The organism is Xanthomonas sp. CFBP 8152, assembly GCF_014199025.1.
GTDB classification, from domain to species: domain Bacteria; phylum Pseudomonadota; class Gammaproteobacteria; order Xanthomonadales; family Xanthomonadaceae; genus Xanthomonas; species Xanthomonas arboricola_B.
In genome coordinates this window covers 1,537,524-1,555,238 of record NZ_JACHNO010000001.1, presented here as the reverse complement: position 1 = coordinate 1,555,238, position 17,715 = coordinate 1,537,524, and the positions used below count along the sequence as shown (strand labels likewise).

Here is a 17,715-nt window from a genome sequence, read left to right as displayed (position 1 = left end):
CATCCCGCCTGGCTTGCTGTTGTATCGTTACGGTCGGGTCGCAGCTTGCGCAAGCATGCTGGTCGGACTCGCCAGAACACTGCGAACGCGCGACCAGACAAGGCCTGGTCACCGCACCTGCGGGCACGCGCACACGCACCGGCCGCCCCCGGGCCACATGCCATAATGACGCATGCCCATCGGGCAACGTCTCCACCTCCCTATTCCGAGGCTATACCTCTGTGAGCAATACCACCTCCAAACTGGATTCCATCGCACAAGCCAAAGCCAAACTGCTGGACGAGCTGCAGAAGCTGGAAGAACAGGAAAAGACCGAGCGCGCCAGCGAGGCATCCTCTGCGCATGCCACCATCGTTTCGCTGCTGGAGCAGTTTGCCGGCCATTTCAACACCAAGCAGCGCAACGATATTTCCGCTTACCTGGGCACCACCACGGCACGCAAGGACGTGGTCAAGAGCGGCCGCAGCGAAGTCAAGCCGAAGTACGAACTGCCGCATACCGGCGAGACCTGGTCCGGCCGCGGCCGCACCCCCAAGGCCTTCGCCGCCTGGGAAGGCTCGGTGTCGTACAAGGAATGGAAGGCCAAGAACCCGGACCTCAAGTTCCCGCTGATCCGCGAGTGAGTTCCGCAGGATCGCGCCCTAGGCCGCCGGTGTGCTTGGCGAATCGCGCGACATGTGGTTAGAATCCAAGCACGTGGGGCGGTAGCTCAGCTGGGAGAGCGTCGCGTTCGCATCGCGAAGGTCGAGGGTTCGATCCCCTTCCGCTCCACCATTGTTTCGACCGTGAAAGCCTCGGAAACGCCATGTTTCCGAGGCTTTTCCGTTTTGGGCCCTGCATCGGGTAGCGTGTCGGCTCGGTGGAGCGCCCGTGCCCCGGACGCCATGCCGCCAGGATCACATCGCGCGCGCTAACGTCCGTTTCATCATCATTCCGGAGGCAAGCCATGAACAACAAGCAGAGCCAGCCCGACAAGGCTGCCGACAAGCAGCACGGCGTTTCAGAGAGCCGGCAGGATCGCAAACAGGATGAGGCCGCCAAGCAGCGCCCTGGACAAGAGGATATGCAGATCCATGACGAACAGACGCGCCGCCCCAAGGGCAACGCTGGCCGGGGCGAATGACCTGCCAGGCGGGCGGTTTTGCGGCGCATCAGAATGGAATCGCTGGCGCCGACCTGCCCTGCCCGGTGTGGCAAGATCGTTGACGGACCTCATCCGCTGGAGTGGATGAGGACTGCGCCAACCAACGCGTGCGAAGGGCTGCGACATACCGTCGCCACGCACACATATCCATCGCCTGACGGCGCCTTGTTTCGGTGGTCTTGCCATGCAGAATCCTGACGCGTCCGCGTTACACCTCTTCCACGCCACGCTCCTGTCGGGTGATGCCGCCGTTGCGGCGCAGTTGCCGGCGAACGAAGACGAACGCTTGGCTGCATTGCATGACTGCCAACTGCTGGACACCGCGCCGGAGCCGGTCTACGACGCATTCACTTCGATCGCAGCGGCGGTGTGCCGTACGCCGATGGCCTTGATTTCGCTGATCGACACGCAGCGCCAGTGGTTCAAGTCGAAGCTGGGTATGCCGCCGAGCGAAACACCGCGCGAGCTGTCGTTCTGTGCGCATGCGATCCTCGAACCCGATCAAGTGATGGAAGTGGGCGACACCCACCTGGATGCGCGCTTCGTGGGTAATGCGCTGGTCACCGGCGAGCCGCAGATCCGCTTTTACGCCGGCGCCCCGCTGCTGACCTCCGATGGGATCGCGCTGGGCACGCTATGTGTGCTGGATCGCACACCCCGGCGCCTGTCGGTGGCCGAACGCGACGCGTTGCAGGCACTGGCACGGCAGGTCGTCGACACCATCGAGCTGCAACGTGCGGCCAAGCTGGTCGAGCTGGACGCGCTGCGCGATGAACTCACCGGCGTGTGGAACCGCGCAGGTCTGGAACAGGCGCTGCAGACACTCGCACACAGCTCGTCCACCGCCGCCACGCCATCGCTCGCCCTGGCGCTGATCGAGCTGGATGGCTTCAAACGGATGACATTGCAGGCTGGCGCCGCTGCAGCGGATACAACGCTAATCCAGGCTGCCAGGATGATCGAAGCGCAGTTGCCGGACGCCGCCACGGTGGCGCGCCTGAGCCGGGATCAGCTGTGTGTCGTGCTACCCAAGGCGACGGCAACCGAGGCGGTTGAGATGCTCGAGGCTGTGCGCAGGGCGATCGAGGCGGCCAGCTGGCCAGCCGGCACACTGACGATCAGCGCAGGGTTGGTCGACGTGCCGGCCGGTGCCTGGCGCGCCAGCAACACGCTGCTGGCGCGCGCACGGCACGCCTTGCAAGGCGCGATCGGCAATGGACGCAACTGCGTGCATCGCTTCAATGGCTGGCATCGGCCGGACTGAATGTTGCATCACGCTCAGCTCTGGCGAGGCCGATCACCAGGGCGTTGAGCGACGCGATCTCCGGCCTCGGCCAGTGCGGTCGATGCCTGTATACGGCTGCGGCCGTTGCGCTTCCGGAGCATGTCCGGCATACCCGCAGCGTGCGTTTGAGTGGCTGACGCGTGCAGCGCAGCCGTCACGCCGGTGGGCCGTCGCGTTGTCAGCTGCGCTTGGCCAGACTCAGGCCGCCAAGGCATCGGTGTTGCCGGCGATTTCATCCACCTGCAGCACCTGCACCATGTCCAGCAGCACCACGAAGCGCTCGCCCACCTTGCCCATGCCTCGCAGCAGGTCGCGGCGGATATGCGTGCCGAACGAAGGCGCCGCTTCGATGTCCTGATCGGCCAGTTCGATCACTGCGTTGACCGCATCGACCAGCACCCCGATCACCTGCGGCCCCTGTGCCTGCTCGGTGGCCAGGATCACGATGCAACTGCGTTTGCCGATCGCACTGTCGGCGCGTCCCAGCCGCGATTGCAGATCCACCACCGGCACCACCGCGCCGCGCAGATTGATCACGCCGCGCACGCAGGCCGGCATCGATGGTACCGGCGTGGGTGCGCGGTACTGGATGATTTCGCGAATGCCAAGAATGCTGATGGCGAAGGTTTCGGCATTCAGCTGGAAGGTCAGATACTGGGCTGCCGCATCGGCGTCGCCAGGCATCGCTTCGGGGGTCTGTGCGGTCATCGATCGGTCTCTCAGAAGCTGGCGAATTGGCCTTCGTCCGGGCCCTCGGACATCGCGTACGCGGGCGTCGCGGGGCTGCGCCAGACGCGCGGACCGGGCGCCCCTGCCGGGCGTGCAACAGCCACCTTGCCACGCTTGGGCGGCGTGCTTGCAGGCCCCTGCCCGCCCAGGCGGAAGAACGCCATGCTCTGCTGCAGCTGCTCGGCCTGCGCGCTCATTTCCTCGGCGGTAGCGGCCAGTTCCTCCGACGCGCTGGCGTTCTGCTGGGTGGTCTGACTCAGCTGCACCACCGCCGAATTGATCTGGCTCACGCCGGAGGATTGCTCTTCGGAGGCGGCAGAAATTTCCTGTACCAGGTCCGAAGTGCGCTTGATGCTGGGCACGATGGTATCGAGCAAACGGCCGGCGCGATCGGCCAGTTCGACGCTGGAACTGGCCACCTCGCCGATCTCCTGCGCTGCCACCTGACTGCGTTCGGCCAGCTTGCGCACCTCGGCCGCCACCACGGCAAAGCCCTTGCCATGTTCGCCGGCGCGCGCCGCTTCGATCGCCGCATTGAGCGCGAGCAGATTGGTCTGATACGCGATGTCGTCGATGATGCCGATCTTGTGCGCGATCTGTTTCATCGCCTGCGTGGTGGCGACCACGGCCTCGCCGCCTTCGATGGTTTCCTTCGCGGCTTGCGTAGCCATGCCGTCGGTGATGCGGGCATTTTCGGTGTTCTGGCTGATCGATGCGGTCATCTGTTCCAGCGAGGCGCTGGTCTCTTCCACACCTGCGGCCTGTTCGCTGGCGGCCTGCGACAACGACTGCGCGGTGGCGCTGACTTCTTCCGACGCGCTGGCCAGCGTTTCGGCGCTGGTGTTGACCTCGCCCACCACCTGCGACAGCTTCTGCACCATGGTGCGCATCGCCTCCAGCAGCTGAGCGGTCTCATCGCGGCCATGCACGTCGATGCGCATGGTCAGATCACCTTCGGACAGGCCGTTGGCCACCGCCACTGCGCGGCGGATCGGGCCGGTGACGCTACGGCTGATCACCACGCCAAGAATCGCGCCGAGCAACACGCCGCCGCAGATGATGGCGATCAGCAGCCTCGAGCTGTGCGCATGGATGCTGCCGGCTTCGGCATTTGCCGAGGCGGCGCTGCGCTCGCGCAGGCCACTGAGATCGGTCATCAGGCTGTCGACTTCATCGGAGCTGGCGCGTACCGCACGTGACAGCGCGGCCAGTTCCGGATTGGCGTCACGCAAGGCTTCACGGTTGGCGGCATCGAGGAAGCGGCCGCGCTCTTCCAGATATTTCTGCCAGGCGCGGTCGAACTGCGCCAGCTTGTTCCTGCCCTCTTCGGTCTGGAAGCTGGGGCGCGCACGCGTCATGTAATCGACCACCTTGGCGGTGTACTTGTCGATGCTCTGCAAATGCGACTGACGTTCTTCGGCGCTGCTGGCCAACAACAGATTGGCGCGTGCGCGGCCGATGTAGATGAGGTTGATATTGGCCTCCTTCACGTTCGACAAGCCGAGCAGCTCGCGCTCGTAAAGCGAAGTCGACAGGTCGCTGATGCGACCGGAGTTGGAATAGCCCACCCACCCGATGCATGCGCCGATCGCCGAGACGATCAGGAACGCCAAGATCAGCCTGGTTCCGATTCTGAAGTTGCCTAACATTGGGAGTTCTCTTGAAAATGGTGCGTGCGCAACCTTCGTTGCAGGGTCGCCCGGTGGCGCGATACGGGTGCCGCACACTGCGATGCGGCTTGTCTAACTAATCGTTAATGGCTATCGGCGACGCCACAACGTGCTTGAGATGCAAACGCCGCCTGGACGCGTATTCACCTCGACGGATATGCGCTTTTGTGACCGGTCATGCGCTAGTACGGTCTCGCAGTCGGAAAATCCCTACCCTTAGCTTCGCCGTTGTCCGGTTCAGTCCGCAGCGACATCACGACTGCGCCGTTAGGCTTGGCGTATGTCGCCACAGCCGCTCCCACGCAACTTCTATGCACACGATGCCCGCCAGGTCGCGCCGCGCTTGCTCAACAAGGTATTGGTCAGCGCAGACGGACGCCGCGGCCGCATCACCGAGGTCGAGGCGTATTGCGGCAGCGAAGATCCGGCCGCGCATTCGTTTCGCGGCATGACCCCACGCACGCAGGTGATGTTCGGCGCGCCGGGGCATCTGTATGTGTATTTCATCTACGGCATGCATTGGGCGATCAACGCGGTGTGCGGCGGTGCGCCCGGGCACGCCGTACTGATCCGTGCGCTCGAACCGCTGGCCGGGATCGCCTCCATGCAGGCCGCGCGCAACGCCGCCCCGCTTAGAACCTTGACCACCGGTCCCGGTCGCCTGGCCCAGGCATTCGGGGTGAGCGCGACGGACAACGGGCTGGACCTGACCGACGCAAGCGCACGCCTGTGGATCGAGGACGACGGCCTGCCGCCGCCACCCGAGCCGCTGGCAACGCCGCGCATCGGAATCCGCAAGGCGATGGATGCGCCATGGCGCTGGGTCGTTCCCGATAGCCGCTATCTGTCACGCCCGCTTCCGCGTGCGGCCGGCACGCGCGCGGTACTGCCGGGCGACTGAGCCAGCCATTGCTCCATCGGCGTCTGCTCGGCGGCGCCCGGCCCACGTTGCAGCAGGCGCAAGGCCTGCTCGGCCTGCTCGCTGCTCAGTTCCTGCAGCGGCTGGAAGCGATCTGCCACCCACACCGCCATCGGCAGGCCATCGAGATATGCCACGCGATTGCCTGGCACGCGCGCGACACGCTCACCCGGCAGGACGCTGCCCAACAGATTGCTGGGGTCGCTCGCACTCACGCACACCCACTGCTGCGGCAAGGCTTGCGCACGCACGCGGCGTAGGGCCGCGATCGCATCCGGCAACGCAAACTGCTCGCCGGACAGCCCGGCGATGAAACGCCCGCCACGGATCTCACCGCGCGCTTCCAGGCGTTGATACATGCGCAGCAATTCGCGCCACGGTGGCAACCACGCCGCCTCGCGCTCCAGCAGCCGCCAACAGACCACGCCGTAGCGACGCAACAGGGTGTGCGCCACATGTTCGAGCATGTCCTGGTGGCGCTCGCCGGCTTCGGCCAGCGGCAGTTCCGGCAGCGCGCGCACCGGCGCCCAGCGTCCGGCATCGCGAATGCCCAGCGCACTGGCGCGGCGCCGGTGGCGCGACAGCGCCGAGGGCCGCTTGGAAGCCGGCACCAGCAGTGCGCGCAGCCCGGCATAACTGTCGCAATGCGCGCGCCCGCGCATCACCAGTTCGCTCAGGGCATCTTCCAGTTCGGTGCTCATCAGGCGGGCCGCATCGGCAATCTCGTCGAAGAACAAGGCGCCTTGTTGCTGCAGGACTTCCGACACCCGTTGCGCGCGCGAGCCCAATGGCGCGTCGTCGGCATCGCGTGCCAGGCTGCTCCAGCGCTGCGCCTCGCGACGCGGCAGCAACACGATCGGTGTGCCGCGCAGCGCGGCGCCACTGCGGCCACCACCGGGCCGCAGCCGTGCCCACACGCTGCGCCCGGCGGTGCACAGCTCGTCCAGCCAGGCCGGTTGATAATCGCGCACGCGGGCCGGCAGCAGCTCGCTCTCCCACAGCACGGCAGGCGCTTCGAAGCCTTCCAGCTGCCCGACCACGCCGGCCAATGCGTCCGGCCCTGCCACCCGGCTGGCGCTGTCGAGGTGCTGCCACTCGAACAGGAACCGCGCGTAATCGCGTTGCGCCACCGGCTCGATCTCGCGGCGCAACCGTCCCAAGGTATAGCGATGGATGCGCGCCAACAGATGGCGTTCGCACCACTCTTCCGACGGCGCCTGCGCGCTGAAGTGGCCGGCCATGACATAGCCCTCGCGCTGCAGGGCGGCCAGGGCAAGCACGATCTCGGACTCGGGCAAATGCAACGCGCCGGCCAGGGCCGGCACCTGCGCCGGACCGACTGCAGACAGGCGACCGCGCAGCAACTCGCGCACGGCCCACTCGCGCTGCCAGTCGGCAACGCGGCAATCTGTCGGCGCCTGTAGCGGCGGTAGCGCAACGGCGTGCGGATACAGCGGCGCAAACCAGTCGATGCGCTCGGCACTGATCCACAGCGCGGGCACACCATCGAACGCAAGACAACTGGCACGCCCATCGCCTGCGAGCGCAGCCAGCCAGGCCTGCCATTGCGCGTCGGTCGCTTCGCCGACGGGAAGCACGCCGAGCCCGACCAATGCTTCGTGCATTTCTTCGGCATCGCGCGGCTGCGGCCAGGCCTGCTCGCGCACCGAGGCGATGGCCTCGGGATCGAGCTGCCCCAGGTCGTCGCTGCTCTGCGGGGTGTAGCGACGGCTTTGCACGGCCTGGGTGCGGCGCTCTTCCAGCGGTGCGTCGTCCAGGAATGCATACGGCCGCGCATTCAAGGCTTCGGCCGCCAGCGGCGACGGTGCCGCCAGATCGCGCGCCACCAACGTGATCGCCCCCGACTCCAGCCCGCGCAGCACCTGCAGCCAGCCCTCGCTGTCCATGGACTGATGCAGGCAGTCTTCCAGCGTCTGCGCCACCAACGGATGGTCCGGCACCTCGCGCTCGCCGACCAGATTCTCCGCACAGGCGACCTGATCGGGGAACACGGTCGCCAGCAGATCCTCCGATTTCATCCGTTGCAGTTGCGGCGCGACCTTGTTGCCACCGGCAAAGCGCGGCAGCGCCATCGCATTGGTCGCATTCCAGCGCCAGCGCACGCCGAACAGCGGCGCATCCAGCAAGGCCTGGATCAATACCTGCTCGGCCGATGACGAGTGCAGATAGCGGGCCACCTCCGCCAGGGCGAAACTATGACTGGTGGACAGCGACAACACGATCGCATCCTCGGTCGCGGCGGCCTGCAGTTCGAAGTTGAAGGTGCGGCAGAAGCGCTTGCGCAACGCCAGCCCCCAGGCACGATTGATGCGGCTGCCGTAGGGCGAGTGGATCACCAGCTGGGTGCCGCCGCTGGCATCGAAGAAGCGCTCCATCACCAGGCATTGCTGGGTGGGCATCGCGCCCAGCGCGGTGCAGGCATGGGCGAGATAATCGACCAGCTGGCGTGCCGCTTCCACCGAGAGATCCAGCACGGTGTGCAGCCAGTCGCAGGCGGCCTGCTGGGGCGGGCTGTCCAGCCGCGCCGCAATCTCGCCGCGCAGACGCGACACCGCCGCCGACAATTCGTCGCTGCGGCCGGGCGCCTCGCCCAGCCAGAACGGGATGTTCGGCGGCGCGCCCTTGGCGTCTTCCACGCGCACCCGCCCGGCATCCACGCGCAGGATGCGGTAGCTGGCATTGCCGAGCTGAAACACGTCGCCGGTAAGACTTTCGACCGCAAAATCCTCGTTCACCGTGCCGATCTTTTCGGCCTGCGGCTCCAGCACCACGCTGTAGTCGCCGGTTTCGGGAATGGTGCCGCCGGAGGTCAGCGCAGTCATGCGTGCGCCGCGGCGCGCATGCAGGCGCCGATGCACCGCATCGCGATGCAGGTAGCCTGCACGCGGCCCGAGCCGTGTGCTGAAGCCGTCGCACAACATGCGCACCACGTCATCGAAGCTCGCGCGGCTCAGCTGCGCGAACGGCCAGGCGCGACGCACCAAGGCGAACAGCGCGTCTTCGTCCCAGTCCTCGCACGCGGCCTCGGCCACGATCTGTTGTGCAAGCACATCGATCGGCGCCAGCGGAATGCGCAAGGCGTCCAGCTCACCGCGGCGCACGCTGTCCAGCAACGCGGCGCATTCGACCAGCTCGTCGCGGGTCTGCGGAAACAAGCGCGCCTTCGGCGTGCCGCCGACCGCATGCCCGGAACGTCCGGCACGCTGCAGGAAGGTGGCGATCGAACGTGGCGAACCGAGCTGGCAGACCAGGTCCACATCGCCGATATCCAGGCCGAGTTCCAGCGATGCGGTGGCCACCAGCACGGTGAGGTCGCCGGCCTTGAGTCGCTGCTCGGCCAGCAGACGCGTTTCACGCGAGAGGCTGCCGTGGTGCGCGGCGACGCGCTGCTTGCCGAGCAGATCGCCAAGATGGCGTGCAGCGCGCTCGGCCATGCGCCGGGTGTTGACGAACACCAGCGTAGTGCGGTGCTGCTGCGCGAGCGTGGCGACATCGGCATACACCTGCAGCCACTGATCGTTGGACATCACCACGCTCAGCGGCGTCGGCGGCAGGGCCAGTGCCAGATCGCGCCTGCGGGTATAGCCGATATCGACGATCTCGCACTGTGGCGGCCGGCCGGCATCGCCCGCCCCGACCAGGAACTGCGCCACGGTCTCGATCGGCTTCTGCGTGGCCGACAGCCCGACGCGCGTGATCGGGCGCTCGGCCAGCCGCTGCAATCGCTCCAGGGTCAGCGCCAGATGACTGCCGCGTTTGTCCGCTGCCACCGCATGGATCTCATCAACGATGACGGTGCGCACATGCCGCAGCGCGTTGCGCCCGGACGCAGAGCCCAGCAGCACGTACAGAGACTCCGGCGTGGTCACCAGGATGTGCGGCGGCGTGCGGCGCGCCTGTGCCCGCTCACGCTGCGGGGTGTCGCCGGTGCGCACCGCCGTGCGCACCGCAACGTCCGGCAAGCCGTTTGCGACCAGGGCGGTGCGGATGCCCTGCAACGGCGCATCCAGATTGAGGTGGATGTCGTTGGACAGCGCCTTCAGCGGCGAGACGTACACCACACGGGTTTCGTCCGGCAACATGCCGCCGCTGGCCAGGCCATCGCGGATCAAGCCATCGATGGCCGCGAAGAACGCAGTCAGCGTCTTGCCCGAGCCGGTCGGCGCGGCCACCAGCGTGTGGCGTCCGGCCTGGATCGCAGGCCACGCGGCAATCTGCGCCGGTGTGGGCGCAGCGAAGGTCTGCGCAAACCACGCAGCCACGACAGGATGGAACTGCTTCAGGACAGGATGCATAGGCGATGCCGCAGGCCGCGATGCCAGGCCAGGAGCGGCGTATGGATTCAACGGGGCCAAGTCCAGTGGATGGGGTTGCGCTGCGCCCGACACAAGCCAACCGCGGGATTGGCGGTGAATGGTTAAAGCGACTGCCGGCCTGACTGCACAGCAGCCAAGCCGGGCGCATCCGGCGCGCCGGTGGGCGCGCGCGACGTGGTGACAGCCATTGGCGGTACGGCCAGTGGCTGCTGCACGAGCGGCGGAGGCTGGCCGGCGCATCAGCGCACCACTCACCAGCCATCAACGCAACGCTGCGGCCCGGCGTGACGATTGTCGATCGGCCGCAGGCCATGGCACATTGGCGCCATGCCAAGCCTTATTCTCTTCATGATTGCCGGCGCCGCGCTGTACGCGTTCTGGAACTCCTCGCGCGCGGCGGCCGAACGTGCCGATATCCTCGGCCGCAATGCCTGCCGCGCCGCCGATGTGCAATGGCTGGACCAGAGCGTGCATTCCACCAACATCCGCATCTGCCGCAAGCCCAATGGCTGGCTGGGCTTCGAGCGGACGTTCCGGTTCGAGTATTCCCACGATGGCATCGACCGCCACAGCGGCCGCCTGGTGCTGCGCGGCGATCAATTGATCGCCTTCACCGGACCGCAGGTGGCCACGGTGACGCCGTTGAGCCCGGACCATCAGCGCCTGAACTGACCGCGACTGGATCGATGTATGCGTCTGCAGGCACCTGACCTGCATGCAGTGCCGTGCGACCGGAGGCCAGCGTCGATGCCGCGCATCCACCTCGCCGATGCAGCACATGCAACGGCCTGTTGTGGTGGAAAAATGCACGTGCCGTGCACCCGGCGCACGTGCACGCCAACACCGGACGGACGCGCAGTACGCGTCCGCTCGTGCAGTTACTTGACCACGCGCAGATGCGGACGCTTGCCCGCGCTCGGCGGATCGTCAGGCGTGGACGCGCTCGGCGGCGGCGGTGCGCCCGGATCCGGCGGCTCGGTACTGGTGCCGGGGATATCGTCCGGCAAGGCCATGCCCTGCCCGGTTTCGCGTGCATATACCGCAAGGACCGCGGCCATCGGCACCATCACCGGATAGCTAACGCCGCCAAAGCGTGCGGTGAACTGCACGCTGTCGTTGTCGACCTGCAGCCCGACCACCGCGCGCTCGGCGATGTTCAGGACCACGCGGCCGTCCTTGATGGCACTGGCAGGCACCTGCACACCGGGCAGCCCAGCGTCCACCAGAACGTGCGGCGTCATGCCGTTGTCGTTGATCCATTCGACCAAGGCCCGCAGCAGGTACGGGCGATGGCTGGTCATGCGGGGGAAATCTTCGCTCATGACGTCATTTTACCCGCACACGGCCCGCAGCGGCGGCTGCGCGATGGGGCGTCGGTCTGTTGGCATACAGCCGTCGCATCAGCCCGGCAGGTCGCGCAGTTTCTTTTCCTGATCGGTCAGGCTGCGGATGAAGCCGGGATTGCGGAAGATCCGGTTGCCGTAGTCTTCGATCGCCTTGCCATCCTTGGGCAGACCGATCTCCAACGCGTCCAGTCGCCAGATGATCGGCGCCATTGCGCAATCGGCCAGACTCATTTCCGGATTGAGGAAGAACTTGCTGGCCTTGAACAGGGGCACCGACGCGGTCAGCAGTTCTTTCAAACGCTTGCGGCCGGCCTCGGCCTGGGTCTTGTTGCCAAGCTGGATGGCCTGCACCTGCGGCACCCAGTCGTGCTCGATCCGCAGCATTGCCAGACGCAGACGTGCGCGCGAGAGTGGATCGACCGGCATCAACGGCGGATGCGGGTAGCGCTCGTCCAGGTATTCGCTGACCACCGATGCGGCGTACAACACCAGGTCGCGTTCGACCAGGGTCGGAACCGAATGATAGGGATTGAGATCGATCAGATCTTCCGGGGGGTTTTGCGGGTCGACCGGCACCAGGTCGTAGGTCACCCCTTTCGCCGCCAGGACCAGACGGACCCGGTGGCACAACACGTCGTCGTTGGACGAAAACAAAGTCAAGGTATTCCGCATACGCACACTCGTCGCCATTCAAGGCTCTCCGACGACCGGAATCCGCCGGCCGCATCGGCGCGGCCGGCCCAACGCCGACCGTCACCACGGTCCTTCGAGTGTGCAATCACGTCACGCAAAAGCCAAGAGTGATAGGGCCGATTGATGCCCGGACAGACCGGTTGTTGCGTCGAGATGCAGCTTCGGGTCACACGCGCGCGTCGCAGCCGGACGATTGCTGGTGCACGATATCGGGTACGGCTGGTGCCCAATGGCCAGTCCCAACACATGGCAACGGCATCCGTTTGGCCTCCGTGCACAGGCTGACGCGGCGCTGACGTTTTGACACGCGCCGCAGCGTCATCGGCTATCTCGAACAGGCTCTGGTGACTGTCTGTCGCACCCCGATGCAGGCACGTCGCCTGAAGTGCAGACCTCGCCGGCCTCTGTGCATAGAGCTGAGCGCAAGGGTTGGGGCCAAGCGATCGCTGCGCCGCAGGCGACACACGGTTCGCATGCCGGGTCGGTGCGCTCTTGCAGCCGATGACCAGCCTGCAGATCGGTCAATGCACGTCTTTCCAGTATTCCTTCTTCAGCAGATAGGCCATGAAGGTAAGCAAGGCCAGGAACAGGATCACCCACACTCCCATGCTCTGTCGCTTCAGGGCAGCCGGTTCGCCGGCGTACTCGAGGAAGTTGGCGATATCGCGCACCGTCTGATCGAACTCGACCGGCGTCTGTCGCCCTGGCTGACCGAGTTTGAGCGCCTGCACCGGCTTGTCGCCGGTCGCCTTGTCGGGCGGGCCGAACTGCGCCTGCTGCAGGCCTTGCAGCTCCCACAGTGGGTTGGGCATGGAGGCATTCGGAAACAGCTGGTTGTTCCAGCCCAGGGGGCGGGTCTGATCCAGATAGAACGACTTGAGATAGGTATAGACCCAGTCGGTGCCACGCACGCGTGCGATCAAGGTCAGATCCGGCGGCGCCTTGCCAAACCACTTGGCTGCGGCATCGTGCGGCATGGTGCCTTCGATGTGCTCGCCGATCTTGGCGCCGGTGAAGTTGAGGTTGGCCATGACCTCCGCTTCGCTCAAGCCCAGATCGCTGGCCATGCGCGAATAGCGCAGATACTTCAGCGAATGGCAGCCGGAGCAGTAGTTCATGAACAACTGCGCGCCACGCTGCAGCGAGGCACGGTCGCTCAGGTCGTTGCCGGCCTGCTGCACCTTCCCGCCTTCGGCTGCCAGCGCCCCTGCGGCCAGGGTCAGCCCGCACAGCAGGGCCGCCACGCGCGACGTCCATGACCTCGCGTTGGAATTAGTCATGGGTGGTCACTCGCTCGGGCACCGGCTTGGTCTTGTCCAGCCGCGTCCACACCGGCATGGTGATGAAGAAGGCGAAGTACAGGAAGGTCAGCACGCGCCCGACATAGGTTTCGTGTGCGTCGGTGCCAGGACCGGAGCCGATCACGCCCAGCCACACGAAGCACACCACCAGCACGCCGAGCGCGGCCTTGGAGATCCAGCCGCGGTAGCGGATCGAGCGCACCTTGGCCCGATCCAGCCACGGCACCAGGAACAGGATCGCGATCGCCGAGAACATCACCAGCACGCCACCGAGCTTGTTGGGGACCACCCGCAACATTGCGTAATACGGCGTGTAGTACCAGACCGGCTTGATGTGCTCCGGGGTCACCAGGCGATTGGCCTCGGTGAAGTTGTCGTGCTCCAGGAACAGGCCGCCGAACGCCGGCGCGAAGAAGATGATGAAGGCTGCGATCAATAGCAAAAAGCCAACCCCGACCAGATCCTTGACCGTGTAGTACGGATGGAACGGGATGCCGTCGGCCGGCTTGTGCGCGTCCCAGCGGTTGCCCTTCGGACCCTTCTTGATCTCCACGCCATCGGGATTGTTGGAGCCCACTTCGTGCAGCGCGCCGATGTGCAGCACGATCAGCAACAACAGCACCAATGGAAGTGCGATCACGTGCAGCGCGAAGAAGCGGTTGAGCGTGGCATCGCCGGGCAGATAGTCGCCCATGATCCATTCGGTCAGCCCGTTGCCGATCACGGGGATGGCACCGAACAGGGAGATGATCACCTTCGCGCCCCAGAACGACATCTGCCCCCACGGCAGCACATAGCCCATGAAGGCTTCGGCCATCAGCACCAGGTAGATCAGCATGCCGAGAATCCACACCAGCTCGCGCGGCTTCTGGTAGCTGCCGTACATCAGCCCGCGGAACATGTGCAGATACACCACGATGAAGAACAGCGAGGCGCCGGTGCTGTGCATGTAGCGGATCAGCCAGCCCCACTCCACGTCGCGCATGATGTATTCGATCGAGGCGAACGCATCGGCGGCGCTGGTCTTGTAGTGCATCGTCAGGAAGATGCCGGTGACGATCTGGTTGACCAGCACCACGATGGCCAGCGAGCCGAAGTAGTACCAAAGGTTGAAGTTCTTCGGCGCGTAGTACTCGCTGACGTGCTTGCGGTACATGGGCATCAGCCCGGGCGCGCGTTCGTTGACCCAATCGAACACACCGTTGGCGGTACGGACCAGGATATTGCTCATCAGGCAGCCCCCGTGCTGTTGGCCGACCTACCGGCACCATCGGGATCGACGCCGATCACCAGGGTGTTGTCGTCCACGTAGTGGTGTGGGGGCACCAGCAGATTGATCGGCGCCGGCACGCCGTCGAAGACGCGGCCGGACATGTCGAAGCGCGACTTGTGGCAGGGGCAGAAATAGCCGCCTTTCCACTGCGGGTCGTAGGGCTCGGGGCGGATTTCGGCGACCATTTCCGGCGAGCAGCCCAGATGCGTGCACAGCCCGACCAGTACCGAGATGTCGGACTTGATCGAGCGGTACTCGGGGTTCTTCAGTACGTAGTCCGGCTGCTGGTCCTTGTTCTCGGACTTGGGATCCTTGAGCCGGTCATCCAGCGAAGGCAGTGCGTCGAGCATCGCCTTGGAGCGCTTGACGATCCAGATGGGCTGGCCGCGCCATTCCAGAACCAGGCGTTGCCCTTCCTGCAAGGCACTGATGTCGGCGGTCACCGGGGCACCGGCCAACTTGGCGCGTGCGCTGGGATTCCACGACTTCACGAACGGAACCGCGACAAATCCTGCTCCGACCGCACCGACCACGGCCGTTGTCGCGGTCAGGAACCGACGACGCCCGGTATCAGCAGGTGCGTTAACCCCATCGTTGGCCATCCGGCTCTCCGATCTTGATTAGGTAGCGTGAGGCTGCCAACGGCTGGCGGGGGTCCAGCCGCGATGAATCGACCGCAGTGTAGCGGAACGCTTAATGCACAGACAACGCAATGTACGCAGTCGAACCGTCGCAGTGCAAACACCGGCTGCATGCGCGTGTCGACCGCATCATGCGCCAGCCTCACCCAGGGCGGACCGCTGTGACGCAGTGCCGACAAAAAGATCGGCGTCAGTTGCAAGCATGCTGCAGCATCGCGCCGGCGTAGTGGCCGCCTCTGCGGAGTGGTAGCCGCATGACATTAGCCTCGGCACGTGACTGTCAAAGCAGGCCGCAGCGCGCGCAAATAGGCGCAAGGCACGCAGCTCAGTTGGCAGCGGCTGTCTGCCCACGATAGCGTCCGGCCAGCAGGCCGACGCGTTGGACGTAGCGCTGGGTCTCGCTGTAAGGCGGCACGCCACCATAGCGATCCACCGCGCCCTCGCCCGCGTTGTAGCCGGCGGCGGCGAGCGTGAGATCGCCGTTGAAGCGCTTCAGCAACCACGAAAGATATTGCACGCCACCGCGAATATTTTGCGTTGCATCATAGGCATCGCTGACCCCGAAGCGGCGCGCGGTGCCGGGCATCAACTGCATCAGACCCTGCGCGCCGGCCCGACTCAGTGCCAGCGGGTTATAGGCCGACTCGGCATGGATGATGGCGCGCACGATCGCTTCCTCGACCCCGAACTCGCGCGCGGCCTCGGTGATTTCCTGCTGATAGGCGTTGGTGTTGAGCCGGATCGCGCCGAAATTGACGCCGGGCTTGGCCGCGCAGGCGTAACAGGTTTCGATGAAGCTGTAATGGATGGTGCGCAGGCCTTCGATGCTGGCGACCTGACGCGGGCGCGCACTGGTGTAGTGACGCACGCCGTCCTTCATATACGAATAGACCTGTCCGCTGACCACCCGGCGCGGATTGACCGCGGTGGCAGGCGCCTGCACGACCGAGGTCTCCGCCACCGGCATCGCGCGCGGCATCACTGCCGAGGCGACCTCGGCGGCGCGACGTGGCGCCTGGCCAACCGGCTGACTGATGATGGTGGCCGGCGCGCCACTGTCGATCGAGGTGCTGGCACGCGCCGGGCCGGCGCCCATGCCCGGCGTCCGGCCGGCCATGGCTGGCGGCGCGCGGCGTGCGGATCGGTCCGGGGTATAGCTGCTGATGACGCTGCAGGTCGCGCCACTCTGGCGCTTGCTCAGGTAGCTGGTGATTCCGTCGCCGCTGACACACTTGTACAAGGTGCCGGCGCAGACCGGCGCTGCCGGCAACGTGACGAGTAACAGCCCCAGCAATCTTGACATCCCCTTCATGCGGCGGAGTGTCCCAGCTTGGCCGGGGATTGCCAAGTGGCCGCCGCGATTATCCGGCCAGTGGCTCCAGCCGCGTCCGCAACGTGTTCAGCGCCTGGGTCAGGGGCGCGCGCACGGTCTCCGGGGAGATCGCATCGAACGGCAGGTCGAGCAGCAGCAGGTTGGCGGCCAGCGCCGACATGCTCGGCGCGCCCAGGCCCAGCCAGCAATGCGCCGGCCCGTCGGCTTCCAGCGCGCCCAGCCAGGGCGGGATGCGTGCGGCGAGAGCCTCCAGCGTGCCGTGCAGGCGTACCCGGGCCCGGCACGGGAACGGCGACTCGCCGATCGCCTTGCGCAGGAGTTGCAGTGGCTCCTCCGGCAATGCGCGCGCGGCGAACTGCGCGCCGGTCGCATTGGCCCGGTCGATCCGGTCGGCGCGCAAGGTGCGCCAGTCCTGGCGCTCGCAGTCCCAGGCCAGCAGATACCAGCGCCGCCCGTAGTTCACCAGCAAGGCCGGCTCGACGCAGCGCACGAGCGACGCGCCGGAGTGACGGCGATAGTCAAGCCGCAGCGTGACCCGGTCGCGGCAGGCGCTCGCCAGTTGCGCCAGCAGCGCCGCATCCACCAAGACACCCGCCTCCTCGGTGACCGGCAGACTGGCCATGGCCGCATGCGCCGCACTGGCACGCTGGCCGCTGCGTCGCGGCAACAGCGGATCGAGCTTGCGCAGCACCCGCGCCGCCGCCGCATCCATGCCGCGTATCGCCGGGGCCGCTGCGCGCAGCGCGATCGCTACCGTCAGCGCCTCGTCCTCTTCAAACAACAGCGGCAGGGCGGCTGCACCCTGCCCCAGCCGGTAGCCGCCACCGGCGCCGGGCACGGCATGCACCGGGTAGCCCAGTTCGCGCAGGCGGTCTATCGCGCGCCGCACGCTGCGCGGATGCAGTTCCAGGCGCTCGGCCAGCGCCACGCCCGACCAACTGCGTCCGCCCTGCAGCAGCGCAAGCAGACGCAACAAGCGGGCAGCGGTCGAGGCCATCGCATTACCGTATTGCGGACGGAAACTGTCCGCAATAGCTGGATAGG

General features: G+C 66.1%; 15 protein-coding genes and 1 tRNA gene. 6 read left to right on the top strand and 10 right to left on the bottom strand.

Features of this window, described 5'->3' with window-relative positions; all coding sequences use genetic code 11:
* Positions 1–221 precede the first annotated feature (221 nt).
* The 4 genes from FHT09_RS06515 to FHT09_RS06500 all read left to right on the top strand — a co-directional run bounded on the left by FHT09_RS06515 (position 222) and on the right by FHT09_RS06500 (position 2,408).
* Entirely contained in the window at positions 222–623 is a 402-nt protein-coding gene (locus FHT09_RS06515) for an H-NS family nucleoid-associated regulatory protein (RefSeq protein ID WP_047125217.1), read from the top strand.
* A gap of 75 nt (positions 624–698) precedes the next feature.
* Positions 699–774, top strand: a tRNA-Ala gene (locus FHT09_RS06510).
* A 172-nt stretch (positions 775–946) separates the two neighbouring features.
* The gene (locus tag FHT09_RS06505) at positions 947–1,123 is read left to right on the top strand and encodes a hypothetical protein (protein ID WP_181141221.1); all 177 of its coding nucleotides are present in this window, start codon (positions 947–949) and stop codon (positions 1,121–1,123) included.
* A gap of 205 nt (positions 1,124–1,328) precedes the next feature.
* Positions 1,329–2,408, top strand: coding sequence for a sensor domain-containing diguanylate cyclase (locus FHT09_RS06500; RefSeq protein ID WP_104604827.1), 1,080 nt, complete (start codon positions 1,329–1,331; stop codon positions 2,406–2,408).
* A 219-nt stretch (positions 2,409–2,627) separates the two neighbouring features.
* Here the strand turns inward: FHT09_RS06500 and FHT09_RS06495 are convergent, their stop codons facing one another.
* Positions 2,628–3,137 carry a chemotaxis protein CheW gene (locus FHT09_RS06495; protein ID WP_047125215.1) on the bottom strand — a complete coding sequence of 170 codons (510 nt, stop codon included), beginning with the start codon at positions 3,135–3,137 and terminating at the stop codon, positions 2,628–2,630.
* Positions 3,138–3,148: 11 nt separating this feature from the next.
* Entirely contained in the window at positions 3,149–4,807 is a 1,659-nt protein-coding gene (locus tag FHT09_RS06490) for a methyl-accepting chemotaxis protein (RefSeq protein WP_184416888.1), read from the bottom strand.
* A 301-nt stretch (positions 4,808–5,108) separates the two neighbouring features.
* On the opposite strand from FHT09_RS06490, the gene FHT09_RS06485 reads away from it, so the two are divergent.
* Positions 5,109–5,729 carry a DNA-3-methyladenine glycosylase gene (locus FHT09_RS06485; protein ID WP_104604831.1) on the top strand — a complete coding sequence of 207 codons (621 nt, stop codon included), beginning with the start codon at positions 5,109–5,111 and terminating at the stop codon, positions 5,727–5,729.
* Here the strand turns inward: FHT09_RS06485 and FHT09_RS06480 are convergent.
* Positions 5,669–10,063, bottom strand: a complete 4,395-nt coding sequence (locus FHT09_RS06480; RefSeq protein ID WP_104604833.1) for a DEAD/DEAH box helicase — start codon at positions 10,061–10,063, stop codon at positions 5,669–5,671. The genes FHT09_RS06485 and FHT09_RS06480 overlap by 61 nt on opposite strands.
* Before the next feature lie 312 nt (positions 10,064–10,375).
* Between FHT09_RS06480 and FHT09_RS06475 the strand changes: the two genes are divergently transcribed.
* The gene (locus tag FHT09_RS06475) at positions 10,376–10,756 is read left to right on the top strand and encodes a DUF3301 domain-containing protein (protein WP_047125211.1); all 381 of its coding nucleotides are present in this window, start codon (positions 10,376–10,378) and stop codon (positions 10,754–10,756) included.
* A gap of 206 nt (positions 10,757–10,962) precedes the next feature.
* On the opposite strand, the gene FHT09_RS06470 is transcribed toward FHT09_RS06475, so the two are convergent.
* The 7 genes from FHT09_RS06470 to FHT09_RS06440 form a co-directional block, all read right to left on the bottom strand.
* On the bottom strand, positions 10,963–11,406 hold the full coding sequence (locus FHT09_RS06470) for a ClpXP protease specificity-enhancing factor (protein ID WP_104537093.1): 444 nt from the start codon (positions 11,404–11,406) through the stop codon (positions 10,963–10,965).
* Positions 11,407–11,484: 78 nt separating this feature from the next.
* Complete coding sequence (locus FHT09_RS06465; protein WP_024939278.1) at positions 11,485–12,120, bottom strand: glutathione S-transferase N-terminal domain-containing protein; 636 nt, start codon at positions 12,118–12,120, stop codon at positions 11,485–11,487.
* A 524-nt stretch (positions 12,121–12,644) separates the two neighbouring features.
* Positions 12,645–13,403 carry a cytochrome c1 gene (locus FHT09_RS06460; protein ID WP_104604835.1) on the bottom strand — a complete coding sequence of 253 codons (759 nt, stop codon included), beginning with the start codon at positions 13,401–13,403 and terminating at the stop codon, positions 12,645–12,647.
* Positions 13,396–14,655 (bottom strand): cytochrome bc complex cytochrome b subunit, encoded by a 1,260-nt coding sequence (locus FHT09_RS06455; RefSeq protein ID WP_104537091.1) that lies wholly within the window; start codon positions 14,653–14,655, stop codon positions 13,396–13,398. Before FHT09_RS06455 ends, FHT09_RS06460 begins: the two co-directional genes overlap by 8 nt.
* Positions 14,655–15,299, bottom strand: a complete 645-nt coding sequence (gene petA, locus FHT09_RS06450) for a ubiquinol-cytochrome c reductase iron-sulfur subunit (protein WP_104537089.1) — start codon at positions 15,297–15,299, stop codon at positions 14,655–14,657. Before petA ends, FHT09_RS06455 begins: the two co-directional genes overlap by 1 nt.
* A gap of 364 nt (positions 15,300–15,663) precedes the next feature.
* Positions 15,664–16,650, bottom strand: a complete 987-nt coding sequence (locus FHT09_RS06445) for a lytic transglycosylase domain-containing protein (protein WP_104604837.1) — start codon at positions 16,648–16,650, stop codon at positions 15,664–15,666.
* A gap of 49 nt (positions 16,651–16,699) precedes the next feature.
* A complete protein-coding gene (locus tag FHT09_RS06440; protein ID WP_104604839.1) occupies positions 16,700–17,668 on the bottom strand; it encodes a WYL domain-containing protein in 969 nt (322 codons plus the stop codon).
* Between the last annotated feature and the right edge of the window lie 47 nt (positions 17,669–17,715).

Bases quoted from the DNA above. Each gene is read 5' to 3' on its own strand.
- FHT09_RS06505 (WP_181141221.1), top strand. From the start codon at position 947: ATGAACAACAAGCAGAGCCAGCCCGACAAGGCTGCCGACAAGCAGCAC.
- FHT09_RS06500 (WP_104604827.1), top strand. From the start codon at position 1,329: ATGCAGAATCCTGACGCGTCCGCGTTACACCTCTTCCACGCCACGCTC.
- FHT09_RS06495 (WP_047125215.1), bottom strand. From the start codon at position 3,137: ATGACCGCACAGACCCCCGAAGCGATGCCTGGCGACGCCGATGCGGCA.
- FHT09_RS06490 (WP_184416888.1), bottom strand. From the start codon at position 4,807: ATGTTAGGCAACTTCAGAATCGGAACCAGGCTGATCTTGGCGTTCCTG.
- FHT09_RS06485 (WP_104604831.1), top strand. From the start codon at position 5,109: ATGTCGCCACAGCCGCTCCCACGCAACTTCTATGCACACGATGCCCGC.
- FHT09_RS06480 (WP_104604833.1), bottom strand. From the start codon at position 10,063: ATGCATCCTGTCCTGAAGCAGTTCCATCCTGTCGTGGCTGCGTGGTTT.
- FHT09_RS06470 (WP_104537093.1), bottom strand. From the start codon at position 11,406: ATGAGCGAAGATTTCCCCCGCATGACCAGCCATCGCCCGTACCTGCTG.
- FHT09_RS06465 (WP_024939278.1), bottom strand. From the start codon at position 12,120: ATGGCGACGAGTGTGCGTATGCGGAATACCTTGACTTTGTTTTCGTCC.
- FHT09_RS06460 (WP_104604835.1), bottom strand. From the start codon at position 13,403: ATGACTAATTCCAACGCGAGGTCATGGACGTCGCGCGTGGCGGCCCTG.
- FHT09_RS06455 (WP_104537091.1), bottom strand. From the start codon at position 14,655: ATGAGCAATATCCTGGTCCGTACCGCCAACGGTGTGTTCGATTGGGTC.
- petA (WP_104537089.1), bottom strand. From the start codon at position 15,299: ATGGCCAACGATGGGGTTAACGCACCTGCTGATACCGGGCGTCGTCGG.
- FHT09_RS06445 (WP_104604837.1), bottom strand. From the start codon at position 16,650: ATGAAGGGGATGTCAAGATTGCTGGGGCTGTTACTCGTCACGTTGCCG.
- FHT09_RS06440 (WP_104604839.1), bottom strand. From the start codon at position 17,668: ATGGCCTCGACCGCTGCCCGCTTGTTGCGTCTGCTTGCGCTGCTGCAG.